13 protein-coding genes are annotated in these 13221 nt (G+C 70.0%); 6 read left to right on the forward strand and 7 right to left on the reverse strand.

Annotated features, from left to right (window positions below):
• Positions 1-184, reverse strand: a 184-nt coding sequence (locus G6021_RS00125) for a hypothetical protein (RefSeq protein ID WP_182640429.1), incomplete at its 3' end; no start/stop codon positions are given.
• Between the two features lie 114 nt (positions 185-298).
• Between G6021_RS00125 and G6021_RS00130 the strand changes: the two genes are divergently transcribed.
• Positions 299-1267: a quinone oxidoreductase gene (locus tag G6021_RS00130; protein WP_182640430.1), complete on the forward strand. Its 969-nt coding sequence runs from the start codon at positions 299-301 to the stop codon at positions 1265-1267.
• A 4-nt stretch (positions 1268-1271) separates the two neighbouring features.
• Here G6021_RS00130 and G6021_RS00135 read toward each other — a convergent pair whose 3' ends face one another.
• Entirely contained in the window at positions 1272-2288 is a 1017-nt protein-coding gene (locus G6021_RS00135) for a heme o synthase (protein ID WP_347237945.1), read from the reverse strand.
• A 175-nt stretch (positions 2289-2463) separates the two neighbouring features.
• Here G6021_RS00135 and tkt point away from each other — a divergent pair, with 175 nt between their 5' ends.
• The 5 genes from tkt (at position 2464) to pgl (ending at position 8947) form a co-directional block, all read left to right on the forward strand.
• On the forward strand, positions 2464-4575 hold the full coding sequence (gene tkt, locus G6021_RS00140) for a transketolase (RefSeq protein WP_182616146.1): 2112 nt from the start codon (positions 2464-2466) through the stop codon (positions 4573-4575).
• Entirely contained in the window at positions 4572-5678 is a 1107-nt protein-coding gene (gene tal / locus G6021_RS00145) for a transaldolase (protein WP_179525324.1), read from the forward strand. The genes tkt and tal overlap by 4 nt, the downstream gene beginning before the upstream one ends.
• Before the next feature lie 95 nt (positions 5679-5773).
• Positions 5774-7255 carry a glucose-6-phosphate dehydrogenase gene (gene zwf, locus G6021_RS00150; protein WP_187700264.1) on the forward strand — a complete coding sequence of 494 codons (1482 nt, stop codon included), beginning with the start codon at positions 5774-5776 and terminating at the stop codon, positions 7253-7255.
• Positions 7252-8172 (forward strand): glucose-6-phosphate dehydrogenase assembly protein OpcA, encoded by a 921-nt coding sequence (locus G6021_RS00155; protein WP_311201597.1) that lies wholly within the window; start codon positions 7252-7254, stop codon positions 8170-8172. Before zwf ends, G6021_RS00155 begins: the two co-directional genes overlap by 4 nt.
• Before the next feature lie 52 nt (positions 8173-8224).
• Positions 8225-8947, forward strand: coding sequence for a 6-phosphogluconolactonase (gene pgl, locus G6021_RS00160; protein ID WP_182640432.1), 723 nt, complete (start codon positions 8225-8227; stop codon positions 8945-8947).
• 87 nt (positions 8948-9034) lie between these two features.
• Here the strand turns inward: pgl and secG are convergent, their stop codons facing one another.
• The 5 genes from secG to whiA all read right to left on the reverse strand — a co-directional run.
• Positions 9035-9268 (reverse strand): preprotein translocase subunit SecG, encoded by a 234-nt coding sequence (gene secG / locus G6021_RS00165; RefSeq protein WP_107747569.1) that lies wholly within the window; start codon positions 9266-9268, stop codon positions 9035-9037.
• Between the two features lie 128 nt (positions 9269-9396).
• Positions 9397-10182: a triose-phosphate isomerase gene (gene tpiA / locus G6021_RS00170; protein WP_182640433.1), complete on the reverse strand. Its 786-nt coding sequence runs from the start codon at positions 10180-10182 to the stop codon at positions 9397-9399.
• Positions 10183-10211: 29 nt separating this feature from the next.
• Positions 10212-11429, reverse strand: coding sequence for a phosphoglycerate kinase (locus G6021_RS00175; protein WP_182616152.1), 1218 nt, complete (start codon positions 11427-11429; stop codon positions 10212-10214).
• 172 nt (positions 11430-11601) lie between these two features.
• Entirely contained in the window at positions 11602-12618 is a 1017-nt protein-coding gene (gap, locus tag G6021_RS00180; RefSeq protein WP_179525330.1) for a type I glyceraldehyde-3-phosphate dehydrogenase, read from the reverse strand.
• Positions 12619-12735: 117 nt separating this feature from the next.
• A partial coding sequence (gene whiA / locus G6021_RS00185) for a DNA-binding protein WhiA (RefSeq protein WP_182640434.1) occupies positions 12736-13221 on the reverse strand: 486 nt, incomplete at its 5' end.

Below are 13221 nucleotides of genomic sequence, written 5' to 3' on the forward strand. Positions count from 1 at the left end.
CGGCCGGGGTGGCGGCCTCGTCCACCGGTGCCGCGGTCTCGCCTCCGCCGGCCACCTCGTCGACGGCGGCGGGCGCCTGATCGGATTCCGACACGGCACCGGACCCGCTGGTGGTGACGGCGGGCCGACCGGTCGCCCGGACTCGCGGTCCCCCGGCGTACTGGGAAAGGATCTGCAGGCTCATGGGGGTAGCCTATCGCCTCCGGTGTCCCCGGTTGCCCGCCGCTCCCGGGGTGCCGCCACCAGACCGCGCGATATCCGGGCGGCGAGGGCGCGGGCTGTGGCGGATACTGGGCCCATGCGTGCAGTCCGGATCTCAGAACACGGTGGCCCCGACGTCCTCGAGCCTGTCGAGCTGGAGACTCCCTCACCTGGTCCCGGGGAAGTGCTCGTCCGGACCACCTCCATCGGCGTCAACTACATCGACACCTACTTCCGGGAGGGCATCTATCAGACCGCGTTGCCGTATGTCCCCGGCAGCGAGGGCGCCGGGGTCGTCGACGCGCTGGGGGTGGGCACGCCCGACCTCGTGACCGGGGACCGGGTGGCATGGTGCCAGGTGCCCGGTTCCTACGCGCAGTACGTGGTCGCCCCGTCGGAGGCCCTGGTCGCCGTCCCCGACGAGGTGTCCGACGGCGTCGCGGCGTCGATGCTCCTCCAGGGGCTCACCGCGCACTACCTCATCACCGACACCCATCGTGCGCACGGCGGGGACGCGGTACTGATCACCGCCGGCGCCGGAGGGGTGGGGCAGCTCCTCATCCAGATGGCGGTGGCCCGTGGATACCGGGTCATCACCACCACCTCGACCGAGTCGAAGGCGCAGATCTGCAGGGGCCTGGGTGCGCACCACGTCCTGCTCTATCCGGAGGCTACGCCCGAGAGGATCCGCGAGCTGTCCGGTGGCGGTGTGGCGGTGGTGTTCGACGGGGTCGGGCGGGACACCTTCGACACCGGTCTGGCCTCGCTCGAGCGGCGCGGCACGCTGGTGCTGTTCGGGGCGGCGAGTGGCCCCGTGCCGCCGGTGGACCCGCAGCGGCTCAACGCGGCCGGATCGGTGTTCCTGACCCGGCCCAAGCTCGGCGACTTCATCGCGACCACCGAGGAGTACCGCGACCGTGCGGCCGAGGTGATGGAGGGGCTGGTCGACGGGTCGCTCGTCCTCGACGTCGGGGCGACCTTCGGACTCACCGACGCGGCGCAGGCGCACCGGGCGTTGCAGTCGCGGCGCACCACTGGGTCGATCACGCTCGACCCCTCCAGGTGACCGATCAGAACAGGGAGAACGCCGCCGACAGGGTCTCGAGACCGAGAACGGCGTCGATCGACAGGGCCACGAACACCGCGGCCAGGTAGTTGTTCGACAGGATGAACAGCTTGAGGGGCTTGACCTCGACACCTCGGCGCACACCGGCCTCGAGGCGGTGGGCCATGACGATGAACCACACACCGAAGCCGATCGCGCCCGCCGCGTAGATCCATCCCGCCGCCGGGATGAGCACGAAGGTGCACAGGACCGTGGCCCAGGTGTAGAGGGTGATGCGTCGGGTGACGCCCTCCGCCGACATGACCACCGGCAACATCGGTACCCCGGCGGCCTTGTAGTCCTCCTTGTACCGCATGGCCAGGGCCCAGGTGTGGGGCGGGGTCCAGAAGAAGATGATGAGGAACAGGACGATCGCCTGCCACCAGTTGCTCGGTTGACCCTCGGGCAGGTGGTCGGTGATGACCGCCCACGAGACGAGCACGGGCATACACCCGGCGGCGCCACCCCACACCACGTTCTGGGCGGTGCGGCGCTTGAGGATCATCGTGTAGACGAAGACGTAGAAGCAGATCGTCAGCAGGATGAACAGGGCGGCGAGCCAGCTCTGTGCCAGGAGTCCCAGCCACAGCATGCTGGCCGCGCCGAGCACCAGGCCGAAGACCAGCGCGGCCCGGGGGGTCACGGCGTGGCGGGCCAGCGGGCGCCGTTCGGTCCGCTTCATGACCTTGTCGATGTCGGCGTCGACGACCATGTTGAGGGTGTTGGCGCTGGCGGCGCCGAGCCAGCCACCCACCAGCGTCAACAGCACCAGGCCGAGGTGGACCTGCCCGCGGTCGGCCTGCAGCATCGCGGGGATGGCGGCCACCAGGAGCAACTCGATGACGCGCGGCTTGGTGAGGGCGATGTACGACATGACGACGTCGACTACGCGGGCGCGCCCGCTCGCCGGAGCCGGCCGCCCCGAGGACTCTGGAGGGGAGACGGACGGCCCCCCACTCCGGGTCGGGGTGGAATCGTGCACCGGAACTCCTCGCAGCAGATGTCAACGCACTACCCGGCCGATACTACGTCCCCCCTGCACGCTCCGCGAAAGAGCGGGGGCGGGGACGGTCCGACCCCGGGGGCGGGTGACCACTAAGGTGGTCCACGACATACGCGCGGATCCGCGCCGCACCCTCGACCCGGGAGAACCACAAGTGACCAGCGCGTCGGAGATCACCGAGCTCACCACCGCCCGCCACCCGTCCGACTGGACCGAACTGGACACCCGGGCGGTCGACACCGCTCGTGTCCTGGCCGCCGAGGCCGTGCAGAACTGCGGCAGCGGTCACCCGGGCACCGCCATGAGCCTGGCGCCCCTGGCCTACACGCTCTACCAGCGGGTGATGCGACATGACCCGTCGGACCCGAAGTGGGTGGGGCGTGACCGTTTCGTCCTGTCCTGCGGCCACTCCTCCCTCACCCAGTACGTCCAGCTCTACCTCGCCGGATTCGGGCTGGAGCTCGAGGATCTCAAGGCGCTGCGCACCTGGGGATCCAAGACCCCGGGTCATCCCGAGTGGAACCACACCGACGGGGTGGAGATCACCACCGGGCCGCTCGGCCAGGGGCTGGCGTCCGCGGTGGGTATGGCCATGGCCGCCCGGTACGAGCGGGGGCTGTTCGATCCGGAGGCACCCGCCGGGAAGAGCCCGTTCGACCACTTCATCTACGTCGTCGCCTCGGACGGGGACGTGCAGGAGGGCGTGACCGCCGAGGCCTGCTCGCTCGCGGGGACCCAGCAGCTCGGGAACCTCATCGCGGTCTACGACGACAACAAGATCTCGATCGAGGACGACACCCAGATCGCCTTCACCGAGGACGTGGCCGCCCGCTACGAGGCCTACGGCTGGCACGTCCAGACGGTCGACGGGGGTGAGGACATCGAGGCCATCGAGGGGGCGATCGCCGACGCGCGCGCCGTCACGGACAAGCCCTCGATGATCGTCCTTCGCACGGTGATCGCCTACCCCGCCCCCACCAAGATGAACACGGGGGCCTCGCACGGTTCGGCGCTCGGGCAGGCCGAGGTGGACGCGGTCAAGGAGGCGCTCGGCATGGGCGGCACCGAGCCGTTCACCGTCGACGACGAGGTGATCGCCCACACCCGCGCGGCCCGCGACCGTGGCGCCCGTGTCCACGCGCAGTGGAGCGACATGTTCCACGCGTGGGCCGAGGCCAACCCCGACGCGAAGAACCTCTTCGACCGCCTCTACTCCGGCCAGTTGCCGGAGGGCTGGGACGCCGGTCTGCCGACATGGGAGGCCGACCCCAAGGGCGTCGCCACCCGCAAGGCGTCCGCCAAGGCCATCCAGGCGCTCGCGGGGACCCTCCCCGAGCTGTGGGGTGGGTCCGCGGACCTGGCGGGGTCCAACAACACCCAGATCGAGGGGGCCGACTCCTTCGGTCCCCCGTCGATCTCGACCGGGATGTGGACGGCGTCACCGTACGGGCGCAACCTGCACTTCGGTGTTCGTGAGCACGCCATGGGCGCGATTCTCAACGGGATCGCCCTGCACGGTCCGACCAGGCCCTACGGCGGGACCTTCCTCATCTTCAGCGAGTACATGCGTCCGGCGGTCCGCCTCGCCGCCCTCCAGGGCAGCAACGCCTACTACGTGTGGACGCACGACTCGATCGGTCTCGGCGAGGACGGCCCCACCCACCAGCCGGTCGAGCAGCTCGCGGCACTGCGCGCCATCCCCGGCCTGGCCGTCCTGCGGCCGGCGGACGCCAACGAGACGGCGGCGGCGTGGCGCGCGATGCTCATGGCCCTCGATGGTCCCAAGGGCCTGTGCCTGACCCGCCAGGACATCCCCGTTCTGGAGGGCACGGCCGAGTCGGCGCGCGAGGGCGTCGAGCGCGGTGGCTACGTGCTGGCCGAGGCGTCGACCGGGTCCCCCGAGGTGATCCTGATGGGTACCGGTTCCGAGGTCCACCTGGCGGTCGAGGCTCGCGAGGTCCTCGAGGCCGAGGGCGTGCCGACCCGGGTGGTGTCGATGCCGTGTGTCGAGTTCTTCGACCAGCAGGATCCGGAATACCGCGAGTCGGTCCTCCCCCGGTCGGTCCGCGCCCGGGTGAGTGTGGAGGCCGGGATCGCCATGCCGTGGTACCGCTTCCTCGGCGACGCGGGTCGGGCGGTGTCGCTGGAGCACTTCGGAGCGTCCGCCCCGTACCAGACCTTGTTCACCGAATTCGGAATCACCGGCGACGCCGTGGTCGCCGCGGCCCGCGACTCGCTCGCGGCCGTCAACGGGGAGGCATCATGACCAACGCCAATCTCGCCGCACTGAGCGCCGCCGGCGTCTCGGTCTGGCTCGACGACCTGTCCCGCCAGCTGCTCACCTCCGGCGAGCTCGAGGAGCGGATGTCCACCTACTCGGTCGTGGGAGTCACCACCAACCCCGCGATCTTCCAGGCCGCGCTGGGCGACTCGTCGGCCTACGAGTCCGCGCTCACCGAGGCCGTCCGCGCCGACAGGGATGTCGATTCCGTCGTCCGCGCGCTCACCACCGCGGACGTACGGGACGCCTGTGCGGTCCTGGCCGACGTGTTCGAGGCCACCGACGGCGTCGACGGACGCGTCTCACTCGAGGTCGATCCCCGGCTGGCGGACGACACGGAGGGGACGGTGGCCCAGGCCGTCGAGCTCTCCGCGGTCGTCGACCGGCCCAACCTCATGATCAAGATCCCGGCGACGTCCGCCGGGCTCCCCGCCATCACGGAGGTGATCGGCCGGGGGATCGATGTCAACGTGACCCTCATCTTCTCGGCCGACCAGTACCGCGCGGTCGCGGAGGCGTACCTGGCGGGACTGGAGCGGGCTGCGGAGGCCGGTCACGACCTCTCCCGCATCCATTCCGTGGCCTCGGTGTTCGTCAGCCGACTCGACACCGAGATCGACTCCCGTCTGCCGGCGGACTCCGACCTGCGTGGCAGGGCGGGGCTGGCCAACGCGCGGCTGTGTCAGGACGTCTACGACGAGGTCTACGACACCTCCGGTCGTTTCGGTGACCTCGCCGCCCGGGGTGCCCGTCCCCAGCGGCTGCTCTGGGCGTCCACCGGCGTCAAGGACCCCGCCTACCCCGACACCATGTACGTGAGCGGCCTGGTCACCCACGGCACCGTCAACACCATGCCGTTCGCGACCATGGAGGCGTTCGCGGACCACGGCGTCCTCGAGGGGGACACCGTCCGGGGCACCGGTGGGGACTCGCGTGAGACCCTCGAGGCGCTGCGTGCGGAGGGGATCGACCTCGACGAGGTCTTCACGCTGCTCGAGCAGCAGGGCGTGAGCAAGTTCGTCAGCGCGTGGGACGACCTCATCGCCACGGTGACCTCGCGTATCGACGAGATCCCCTCGGGGTCGTGACCGACCCGGACAGTCGGCCCTCCCCGGCCGTCGGCGACCCCGTCGGCGGACCGGAGGGGTCGGCCAACCCGCTCCGCGATCCGCGGGACCGGCGGCTGCCACGGATCGCCGGCCCGTCCGGGCTCGTCATCTTCGGCGTCACCGGCGACCTGTCCAAGAAGAAGCTCATCCCCGCCGTCTACGACCTCGCGAACCGGGGTCTGCTCCCCCCGGGCTTCTCCCTCGTCGGCTTCGGTCGACGCCGGTGGACCCACTCCGAGTTCGCCGAGTTCGCCCGTGAACACGCCCGGGAACGGTGCCGTACCCCGTTCCGGGAGGACGTCTGGGAACAACTGGCGGCGGGACTGCGGTTCGTCACCGGGACCTTCGACGACGACGAGGGGTTCGATCACCTGGCGGAGCAGCTGACGGCTCTGGAGGTCGACCGGGGCACGGCCGGGAACTACGCGTTCTACCTGTCCGTCCCCCCGGACGACTTCCCCACGGTCTGTCGGCACCTCGACCGGACCGGATGCACCAGGGCGGTCGACGGATCGTGGCGCCGCGTGGTGATCGAGAAGCCCTTCGGTCACGATCTGGCGAGTGCCCGCGAGCTCAACGCCGTGGTGGGTGCCGTCTTCCCCGAGGACTCGGTGTTCCGCATCGACCACTACCTGGGCAAGGAGACGGTCCAGAACATCCTCGCCCTGCGCTTCGCCAACCAGCTCTTCGAGCCGGTGTGGAACGCCAATCACGTCGACCACGTGCAGATCACCATGGCCGAGGACATCGGTCTGGGCGGCCGCGCCGGCTACTACGACGGGATCGGGGCGGCGCGCGACGTCATCCAGAACCACCTCATCCAGCTCATGGCACTGGTGGCCATGGAGGAGCCGACGGACTTCTCTGCCGCCGCGCTGCGGGCGGAGAAGACCAAGGTCCTCGAGTCCACCTCGCTGGCGTTGCCGGTCTCCGAGACCGCGGCCCGGGGTCAGTACTCCGGTGGGTGGCAGGGGTCCGAGCAGGTGGTGGGGCTCAAGGACGAGGACGGATATGATCCGTCCTCCACCACCGAGACCTATGCCGCGATCACCCTCGAGGTCCACAACCGACGCTGGGCCGGGGTCCCGTTCTACCTGCGCACCGGCAAGCGGCTGGGCCGACGCGTCACCGAGATCGCGGTGGTCTTCCGACGCGCGCCGCACCTGCCCTTCGACGCGACGATGACCCAGGAACTGGGTCAGAACGCCCTGGTGATCCGGGTGCAGCCGGACGAGGGCGTGACGCTGCGGTTCGGGTCCAAGGTGCCCGGGACCGCGATGGAGGTCCGCGACGTCAACATGGACTTCGCCTACGGCGAGGCGTTCACCGAGTCCTCCCCCGAGGCGTACGAGCGGCTGATCCTGGACGTGCTGCTCGGCGAGCCGTCACTCTTCCCCGTCTCGCGCGAGGTGGAGTTGAGCTGGATGCTCCTCGATCCCGTCCTCGACGAATGGTCGGCCGGCGGCACCCCGGAGCAGTACCAGGCCGGGACGTGGGGCCCTCGTGGCGCCGACGAGATCCTGGCCCGCAGTGGCCGCGCATGGAGGCGACCGTGATCATCGACCTGCCCGACACCTCGACCCGCGAGATCTCGAAGAAGCTCGTGCAGATCCGCGAGGACGCGGGGCTGAGCACCATCGGCCGGGTGCTCACGCTGATCGTCCTCACCGACCACGTCCGCGGCAGCGAATCCGCGATCGAGGCGGCCAACGAGGCCAGCCGCGAGCATCCGTGTCGCGTGATCGTGGTGATCCGCGGCAACCGTGCCAGGGCCGACCGGCTCGACGGTCAGATCCGGGTCGGTGGCGATGCGGGGGCGGCCGAGGTCGTGGTCCTGCGGACGTCGGGGGCGATGGCGTCCCAGTCCGCCTCGTTGGTCACCCCGCTGCTCCTGCCGGACACCCCTCTCGCGGTGTGGTGGCCCAGGCATTCGCCGACACTGCTGTCCGAGGACAAGGTGGGCCGACTCGCGCGTCGCCGGATCGTGGACTCCGACGCCGAGGGCCACCCCACGGACGCACTGGCCAAGCGGGCGGCCGGATACTCCCCGGGTGACACCGATCTCGCCTGGGCCCGGGTCACGCACTGGCGTTCCCTGCTGGCGGCCACGCTGGACCGGCCGCCGTTCGAGACGATCACCGGCGCCACGGTGTGTGGCCCCGAACGGGCCGCGTCCGTGGACCTCGCCGGTGGGTGGCTCGCCTCCCGCCTCGGGATCGACGTCCACCGCGCGGTGGGGCCGCGGATGGTCGTCCTGGAGCGTGCCTCCGGATCGATCGTCATCGAACAGGTGAGCCCCACCTCCGCGGAGCTGCGGATCACCGGCCACTCCCCCACGCGGGTGACGCTGGTGAAACGGAGCGTGGCGGACTGCCTCGCGGAGGAGCTGCGACGCATGGACACGGACGGCGTGTACGCCGACGCACTCGCGAACCACGATCGCGTGATCTACACCTCGGCCTCCGTCCGCTGAGCGGGGCCGCCCACCGACCGGACCACCGAGACCCGACACCACAGGAGGACCGATGTCCCACATCCGTCATCTCGTCCACGCCGACTCCGACGCGCTCGCCACCGCGGCCGCCCGGGCGGCGGTGGAGCATCTGACCGAGCGGATCGCCACCGCCGGACGGGCGAGTCTGTCGCTGACGGGGGGCTCGGTGGGGGTCAAGACCGCCGCCGCACTCGCGGACTCGACCGTGGAATGGGAGAAGGTCACGATCTTCTTCGGCGACGAACGCTTCGTTCCCGCCGATCACCCGGAACGCAACGACGGCCAGCTGGACGAGGCACTGCTCGACTCCCTGGGGGACCGTCCGACAGTGCATCGCTGGCCCGCGAGAACCGGGCAGCACAGCGATGTCGACTCCGCCGCCGAGCGCTTCCTCGAGTCGTTGACGATCCCCGCCGGGGACGATCCGATCTTCGACGTGACCATCCTCGGGATGGGCCCGGAGGGCCACATCGACTCGATCTTCCCGCACACCCCCGCGGTCGCCGAGACGGATCGGCTGGTCGTGGGGGTCCGCGACTGCCCCAAGCCGCCACCGGAGCGGCTGACGTTCACCCTCCCGGCGGTTCGTCGCTCGCGGCACATCCTGGTGGTGGCCGCGGGTGAGGGCAAGGCGGAGGCGGTCGCGGAGGGAATCGGCGGGGCCTCGCCGTCGGAGTGGCCGGTGGCCGGTGCCGTGGGCACCGAGTCCACGACCTACCACCTCGACGTGGGCGCGGCATCCGCTCTGGGCTGACCAGGTACCGACGACGACGGGGTGCGCTCCTCCTCGCGGAGGAGCACACCCCGTGTGGACCCGCCGCGCGGCGCGACGGTCAGGCGATCAGCCGAAGCGCACCAGGAGTCCGACGGCGACGATGGCGATGAGCCACAGGATGGCGACCACCACGGTCACCCGGTCGAGGTTGCGCTCCACGACGCTGGACCCGGAGAGGCTGGACTGGACACCACCGCCGAACAGTGAGGACAGTCCGCCCCCCTTACCGCGGTGCAGCAGGATGAACAGCATCAACAGCAGGCTGGTGGCGACGAGGAAGATGTCCAGGGCGAGCTTCATGTACGGATCGGGCCTTACGTCGGGTCGGGGTGGTCGGAGGACGACTGGTCCAGACTACCCGGTGAGGTCGTCGAGGCGAATCCCGGCGCGCCCGCCCGTGTCGGGGCGGCCACGCCGGGCCAGTCGACTCAGGGCAGCGGACCGCCGGCGGCGATGGCCGAGAGCTGGGCGAACTCGTCGGGCTTGAGCGAGGAGCCGCCCACGAGACCGCCGTCGACGTCGGGCTGCTCGAGCAGCTCACCGACGGTGGAGGAGTTGACGCTCCCGCCGTACAGGACCCGCATCCGGTCTGCGATCTCGGGGCCGGCCAGCTCGGTGAGGGCCCCGCGGATGGCCGCGCAGACCTCCTGCGCATCCGCTGCGGAGGCGGTCTTCCCCGTGCCGATGGCCCACACGGGCTCATAGGCGATCACGGTGGAGGCCAGCTGTTCCTTGTCCAGGCCCGCGAGTGACCCCTTGAGCTGCTCGACGACGACGCCCACGTGGTCACCGGCCTCCCGGGTCTCGAGCTTCTCCCCCACGCAGACGATCGGGCTGAGGCCGTGCTTGTGGCACGCTGCGGCCTTGGCGGCGACCAACTCGTCGGTCTCCGAGTGGTACTCGCGGCGCTCGGAGTGCCCGACCACGACATAGGTACACCCCAGTTTGGCGAGCATCCCCGCCGAGATCTCACCGGTGTACGCACCCGACTCGTGGACCGACACGTCCTGTGCGCCGTAGGCGAAGCCGAGCTTGTCCCCCTCGATCACGATCTGGACACCGCGGATGTCGGTGTACGGAGGGATGAACGCCACCTCCACTTTCTCGAGATACTTCTCGGGCAGTGCGAAGGCCACCTTCTGCACGAGTGCGATCGCCTCGAGGTGGTTGAGGTTCATCTTCCAGTTGCCGGCGATGAGGGGGGTGCGTGCCATGTCGTCTCCTGTGGGTTGGCGCGTGCGGATCAGTTGGTGCGTTCGAGGGCGGTGACCCCCGGGAGTTCCTTGCCCTCGAGGTACTCGAGAGAGGCTCCGCCGCCGGTCGAGATGTGCGAGAAGTTCTCCTCGCCGAGCCCGAGTGTCCGGACGGCCGCCGCGGAGTCGCCGCCGCCCACCACGGAGAACGCGCCGTTGCGGGTGGCCGTGATGATCGCCTCGGCGACGCCACGGGTACCGGCCGAGAACGCCTCGAACTCGAACACGCCCATCGGGCCGTTCCAGAAGACCGTCTTGGCGGCGGACAGCTTCTCGGTGAACAGCGCCACCGACTCTGGGCCGATGTCGAGTCCCATCCTGCCGTCCGGAATCGCGTCGGCCGGCACCGTGGTGTGCGCCGCGTCGGCGGCGAACCCGTCGGCCGCCACCACGTCCACGGGCAGGGTGATCACGTCGCCGAACTTGTCGAGCAGGTCCTTGCAGGTGGCGATCATCTCCTCCTGCAGGAGCGAGGACCCGACGCCGTGGCCCTGTGCGGCGAGGAAGGTGAAGCACATACCGCCGCCGATGACCAGGGTGTCGACCTTGGGGGCGAGGGCCTCGATCACGGCGAGCTTGTCCGAGACCTTGGAGCCGCCGAGCACCACGGCGTAGGGGCGCTCGGCGTCACCGGTCAGGCCGGCGAGGACCTCGACCTCACTCTGGACCAGGTCACCGGCGTAGGCGGGGAGCACCTCGGCGATGTCGCAGACCGAGGCCTGGGCGCGGTGGACCACACCGAACCCGTTGGATACGAATGCGCCGTCCTCCCCCACGAGGCTCGCCAACTCGGCGGCCAGAGCGGCACGCTCGGCGGGATCCTTGCTGGTCTCACGGGGGTCGAAGCGGATGTTCTCGACCAACAGCACGTCGCCGTCGGTCAGTCCGTTGGCGCGCTCACGGGCATCCGGCCCCACCACGTCGCCCGCCAGTTGCACGTACCGGCCCAGCTCGTCCCCCAGCTTCTCCGCCACGGGGGCCAACGAGAACGCGGGATCGGCGGCGCCCTTCGGCCGGCCCAGGTGCGCCGTGATCACCAGTGCGGCGCCGGCGTCGAGGAGGGCGTTGAGGGTGGGCAGCGAGGCCGTGATCCGACCGGAGTCGGTGATGGTCGATCCGTCGAGCGGGACGTTGAGGTCGCAGCGGACGAGGATCTTACGACCTTCGACGCCGGCGTCGAGCAGGTCCTGGAGTGTGCTCACTGCCATGGGGTGGGGCTCCTGTCGGGAGGACGGTGATGGTGTGGTCCGGGTGGTGTGGTCCGGGTGGTGTAACTCGGAAGCGGCGGTACGGGTGATGTACCTCGGGCCCGGCCGGGACGCTCTGGGCGTTCCCGGACCGGGCCCGGTGTGATGCGGGGTCGTCAGGCCCTGGGGGCTCTTACAGCGACTTGCCGACCAGGCCGATGATGTCGGCGAGGCGGTTGGAGTAGCCCCACTCGTTGTCGTACCAGGAGGCGATCTTGATCTGGCCGTCGATGGCCTTGGTCAGCGGCGCGTCGAAGATCGAGGAGTGCGGGTCGCCGACGATGTCGGAGGAGACGATGGGATCCTCGGTGTACTTGAGGATGCCCTTCATGGGGCCCTCGGCGGCGGCCCTGATCGCGGCGTTGACCTCGTCGACGGAGGCCTTCTTCTCGAGCTCGACCGTGAGGTCGGTGAGCGAGCCGGTGGGCAGCGGGACGCGCACGGCGTAGCCGTCGAACTTGCCCTTGAGCTCGGGCAGGACCAGGGCGACCGCCTTGGCCGCACCGGTGGAGGTGGGCACCATGTTGATGCCGGCGGCGCGGGCGCGGCGCATGTCGCTGTGGGGCGCGTCCTGGAGGTTCTGATCCTGGGTGTAGGCGTGGATCGTGGTCATGAGGCCCTTGATGATCCCGAACTCGTCGGAGAGGACCTTGGCGACCGGCGCGAGGCAGTTGGTGGTGCAGGAGGCGTTGGAGATGATCGTCTGCGAGCCGTCGTACTCGTGGTCGTTGACCCCCATGACGATGGTGATGTCCTCGTTTTTGGCCGGCGCCGAGATGATGACCTTCTTGGCGCCACCCTCGAGGTGGCCCTTGGCCTTCTCCGCATCGGTGAAGATGCCGGTGGACTCGACGACGACGTCGACGCCGTAGTCACCCCACGGCACGGACGCGGGGCCCTCCTTGACCGCGAGGGCGCCGATCTTGGTGCCACCGACGGTGAGCGACGAGTCGTCGAACGTGACCTCCTTGCCCAGGCGGCCGAGGATCGAGTCGTACTTGAGCAGGTGAGCGAGCATGTCGTTCGTGGTGAGGTCGTTGACGGCCACGATCTCGATATCCGTCTTGCCCTCGGCCTTCAGTGCCTCCACCGCGCGGTAGAAGTTGCGGCCGATACGTCCGAATCCGTTGATGCCTACGCGCACGGTCACGTGATGTCTCCTTATAGGTGGTGCGAGAAAGAACCCCTGAGGGCGGGGTGGTGCCCGGGGACGTGACCCAGACTACCCGCCCCATGTGGGGGCTGTGCAGGGTCCACAGGCCACGGATCAGTCTTCGTCGAGCATGTCCTCGGTCACGACGGACTCGGTGTCCGGGATACCCAGATCGGCTGCTTTGCGGTCGGCCATGGACAGCAGTCGGCGGATCCGGCCGGCCACCGCGTCCTTGGTCATGGGTGGGTCGGCGAGCTGGCCCAGTTCCTCGAGCGAGGACTGACGGTGTTGGACGCGCAGCTCACCCGCGGCCAACAGGTGGTCCGGGACGTCCTCGGCCAGGATCTCGAGAGCGCGCTGGACGCGGGCGGCCGCCGCGACCGCGGCACGGGCCGATCTGCGGAGATTCGCGTCGTCGAAGTTGGCGAGCCGGTTGGCGGTCGCCCGGACCTCCCCGCGGGACCGTCGCTCCTCCCAGATGTCCCTGGTGGCGGAGGCGCCCATCCGGGCGAGGAGGATCCCGATGGCCTCCCCGTCCCGGATCACCACCCGGTCGCCGCCCCGGACCTCGCGGGCCTTCGCGGTGACCCCGAGCCGACG

This window comes from Dietzia sp. CW19, from assembly GCF_014145265.1.
Taxonomy (GTDB): Bacteria; Actinomycetota; Actinomycetes; order Mycobacteriales; family Mycobacteriaceae; genus Dietzia; species Dietzia natronolimnaea.